The 3,543-nt window shown below is 62.2% G+C and carries 3 protein-coding genes and 1 pseudogene; all 4 read right to left on the bottom strand.

The genetic code is table 11. The annotated features are described in order from the left end of the window. Positions 1-718: 718 nt before the first annotated feature. Positions 719-1,759, bottom strand: a complete 1,041-nt coding sequence (locus tag ACTJKF_RS31315; protein WP_440629001.1) for a GlxA family transcriptional regulator — start codon at positions 1,757-1,759, stop codon at positions 719-721. A gap of 21 nt (positions 1,760-1,780) precedes the next feature. Then, positions 1,781-2,581, bottom strand: coding sequence for an ABC transporter ATP-binding protein (locus ACTJKF_RS31310; protein WP_031400070.1), 801 nt, complete (start codon positions 2,579-2,581; stop codon positions 1,781-1,783). Positions 2,582-2,601: 20 nt separating this feature from the next. Next, a complete protein-coding gene (locus tag ACTJKF_RS31305) occupies positions 2,602-3,315 on the bottom strand; it encodes an ABC transporter permease (RefSeq protein WP_440628999.1) in 714 nt (237 codons plus the stop codon). Then, positions 3,312-3,543 (bottom strand): annotated as a pseudogene (locus ACTJKF_RS31300) (histidine ABC transporter permease); the annotation flags it as partial. The pseudogene ACTJKF_RS31300 and the gene ACTJKF_RS31305, both read right to left, overlap by 4 nt.

Raw genomic sequence — 3,543 nt, 5'->3', positions numbered from 1 at the left:
CGCGGGGCAGCGGTCACTTTTCTTTGTCTTGCCAAAGAAAAGTAACCAAAAGAAAGGCGCCCGGATAACGCATGACTTCCCGGTGCCGTAGCAACCAGAGTGGCCCTCGCCTAAGTGTCCACGCCAGTCAGGAACCCGGAGTGGTTCGAGCAATGGTTCTGACACCCCCCACTACCCAACAGAGCGGTATACCGCCCGCTAGCTCCGTCCTCGCTTCGCTCGGTCGCAAGGTACTTCAGCCGCAATTCGTACGCCCACGCAACAGCAACGACAGCCCACAGATCAGTTCCCCAAATCAGCAAGACGTCGCTCGCTGCGCACGCCGCGACGATCTCGATTTACTGGATGCATGTGTTATCCGTCACGATTGTGGAAACCAATCGACCGACAACATTGACAGGGGGATGGGCGGACCTGTCGGCCGAGCGAAGCGAGGACGGAGCTAGCGGGCGGTATACCGCTCTGTTGGGTAGTGGGAGGTGTCAGAACCATTGCTCGAACCACTCCGGGTTCCTGACTGGCGCGGACACTTAGGCGAGGGCCACTCTGGTTGCTACGGCACCGGGAAGTCATGCGTTATCCGAGCGCCTTTCTTTTGGTTACTTTTCTTTGGCAAGACAAAGAAAAGTGACCGCTGCCCCGCGCAGGGGCGACGCTAATAGACCGACACGATCACAGGTGCTTCACGCGAAACGAAAGCGCACCACCAAAACCGACCTCAATCCTTCTCGCGCTCGACAAGCGCGCCCCCTCGAGGCTCGCTGCCACCACCGGTCTGCTTCTCGAGCCAGGCTCGCCGATCTTCCCGAGGCGTGACCCCAAACCGCTCGCGATAAGCATTAGAAAAATGCGCAGCGGAAGAGAACCCGCAAACGAGACTGACTTGAACGACTGACTTGCTGGTCCGCTGCAACTGGGTGCGAGCCTTGAGCAACCGAAGATTGAGGTAATACTTCGAGGGCATGGCCCCGAGATACTGCCGAAAGAGCCGCTCCAGTTGCCGGCGCGAAACGCCAACGAGCCCAGCGATCTCATCGGTCGTCAAGGGATCCTCGATATTGGCTTCCATCAAAAGCAAGGCATCGTTCAACCGAGGATGTCGCTCACCGGGCGCGGTAACAAAAGGAATCCGCTGCCGCTCCTCGCCGCTGCGCAGCGTGCCGGCCCCAAGCGCATCGGCAATCCGCTCCGAGAGATCCGCCCCATGTTCCCGGCCGATCATGGCCAGCATGAAATCGACAGTAGCCTGCCCACCGGCACAGGTCGCCCGACCGCGATCGATCTCGAAGATCTGCTGCGTGACGATCGACCGTTCGAACTGTTCGGCGAACTGCTGATACGTCTCCCAGTTCACGCTGACGCGATACCCGGAAAGCTGCCCGGCCATCGCGAGCCACCACACGCCGTGGTGAATGCCCGTGACGACCGGCGTGCGCTGCCCGACCCGCGCGAGGCTCGCAAGAAACAACCGATAGTCGGCAAACTGCTGAAACCGCTCCGACACGACAATCAGCCAGTCGCACGCGATCGCATCGTTGAACGCCGCATCGGCCTGCCACTGCGCACCGCCGGCGAGCGGCACGGGCCGCCCATCCCACGAACACACCTGCCAGCGATACAGCAAACGCCCGTCGATCTCGTTCGCGAGATTCAACGCATCGACGATCGGACCCACACCCGACATCGACACGGGCGGCAATGCAACGATCGCCACCTGCGTCGTGCGGGTGGCGCCTGCGGGACGAGACACCGGTACCACGTATGAAACCCGCCCTTCGCGTTACTTGAGACTGCCCGACAGGAACTGCTTCAGACGCTCGCTCTGCGGACGCACCAGCACCTCCTTCGGATCACCCTCTTCCTCGGTCCGTCCCTGATGCAGGAACATCACATGATTCGACACGTTGCGCGCGAAACCCATCTCGTGCGTGACGACAATCATCGTGCGCCCTTCCTCGGCCAGCTTCTGCATCACCTTCAGCACTTCACCGACCAACTCGGGATCGAGCGCCGACGTCGGTTCGTCGAACAGCATCACGTCCGGATGCATCGCAAGCGCTCGCGCGATCGCGACCCGCTGCTGCTGGCCGCCCGACAGATGCGACGGATACTGCTTCTCGACGCGCGGCGGCAAGCCGACCTTCTCCAGGTACTCGCGCGCACGCTCCTCGGCTTCCTTCTTCGAAATGCCGAGCACGTGCACCGGCGCTTCCATCACGTTCTCGAGCACGTTCATGTGCGCCCACAGATTGAAGTGCTGGAACACCATCGCGAGCTTCGTGCGGATGCGCTGCAACTGCTTGTGATCGGCCACCTCGAGCGCGCCGGCACGGTCGGTCTTCGTGCGCACGGCCTCGCCGTCGACGACGATCTGCCCCGCATTCGGCCGCTCGAGGAAATTGATGCAGCGCAGGAACGTGCTCTTGCCCGAGCCGCTCGCGCCGATGATGCTGATGACGTCGCCGGCCTTCGCGTTCAGCGACACGCCCTTGAGCACCTCGTTGTCGCCATAGCGCTTGTGAATGTCGACCGCGGCAAGCTTGGTGGAAGCGGACGCGCTCGTTTGAGTGATCTCGGCCATCTGGCTCTCCTCGAATGAAATCAATGACGGCCGGCCGCGAGATACGCGAGCCAGTGGCGCTCCGCCCGGCGAAATGCCGCGACGAGTGCGAACGATACCGCAAGATAGATCAGCGCGGCGATCCCGAACGACTGGAACGCCATGTAGGTTGCGGAATTGGCATCGCGCGCGACCTTCAGGATGTCGGGCACGGTTGCCGTGAACGCGACGGTGGTCGCGTGCAGCATCAGGATCACCTCGTTGCTGTACAGCGGCAACGCACGGCGCAGCGCCGACGGCAGGATCACGCGGCGGTACATCGTGAACGGCGACATCCCGTACGCACGTGCCGCCTCGACCTCGCCGTGCGGGATCGCGCGAATCGCGCCCGCGAAGATCTCGGTCGTGTACGCGCAGGTGTTCAACGCGAACGCGAGGATCGCGCAGTTGAAGCCGCTGCGGAAAAACGCGTCGAGCAACGAATGCGAACGCACGAACTCGAGGCTGTACATGCCGGTGTACAGCAGCAGCAGCTGCACGTAGAGCGGCGTGCCGCGGAACACGTACGTGTAGAACCGCACCGGCATCGACAACCACTTCTTCTTCGACACGCGCGCGACCGCGAGCGGCACCGCGCACACGAAGCCGAACGAAATCGACGCGACGAGCAGCCACAGCGTCACCGCAAGGCCGGAGAGGCGCTGGCCGTCCCAGTAAAGGAACGCCTGGCCGAATTCCTGGAGGATCTCGATCATAGTTCTGCGTGCCGCACGCCCGTGGAATAACGCTTCTCGAGCTGGATCAGCACGAGGTTGGAAACGGTCGTGATCGCAAGATAGATCAACGCCGCAATGAGGATGAAGAAGAACATGTTGAACGTGCTCTTGCCGGCGTCCTGCGCGGCCTTCACGACGTCCGCGAGGCCGATGATCGACACCAGCGCGGTGGCCTTCACGAGCACCTGCCAGTTGTTGCCGATGCCC

This window comes from Burkholderia sp. 22313, assembly GCF_052045245.1.
In the GTDB taxonomy this organism is placed as follows: Bacteria; Pseudomonadota; Gammaproteobacteria; order Burkholderiales; family Burkholderiaceae; genus Burkholderia.
Note: the sequence above shows the minus strand (reverse complement) of the source record. Positions and strands in the feature narration are given on the sequence as shown.